The organism is Actinoallomurus acaciae (assembly GCF_042429965.1).
Lineage (GTDB): Bacteria > Actinomycetota > Actinomycetes > Streptosporangiales > Streptosporangiaceae > Actinoallomurus > Actinoallomurus acaciae.
Map to the genome: position 1 here is coordinate 1,007 of NZ_JBHLZP010001135.1, position 314 is coordinate 1,320.

1 protein-coding gene is annotated in these 314 nt (G+C 78.0%); it reads right to left on the reverse strand.

Annotation, left to right across the window (positions count from 1 at the left end; genetic code table 11):
- Positions 1–314 (reverse strand): SLC13 family permease (locus ACFFNX_RS51110; protein WP_378213753.1); only part of this gene is annotated, 314 nt, incomplete at both ends.

Genomic DNA, 314 nt, shown 5'->3' on the forward strand with positions numbered 1-314 from the left:
GGCAGCGGCGGCCCGCGCCGCCGGCGCGAACGCCACCGGCGTCAGCAGCACGACCGTCGCGTCCAGGCTGAGCACCGCGGTGACCAGCGCGGCGACGGCGAAGACACCGCCGAGCAGGCGTTCGGGACGGCCCCGGCAGATCCCCGCCATCAGGTCACCGGCGGCGGTGAACAGGCCCTCGTCGTCGCACAGCTCCGCCAGCACGAGGACGGCGGCCAGGAACCCGACGACCGGCAGCAGCTCCCGGACCTGGGCCCACGCCTGCGCGGGCGGCACCGCGCCGATCGCCACGACCAGCGCCGCCGCCGGCACCG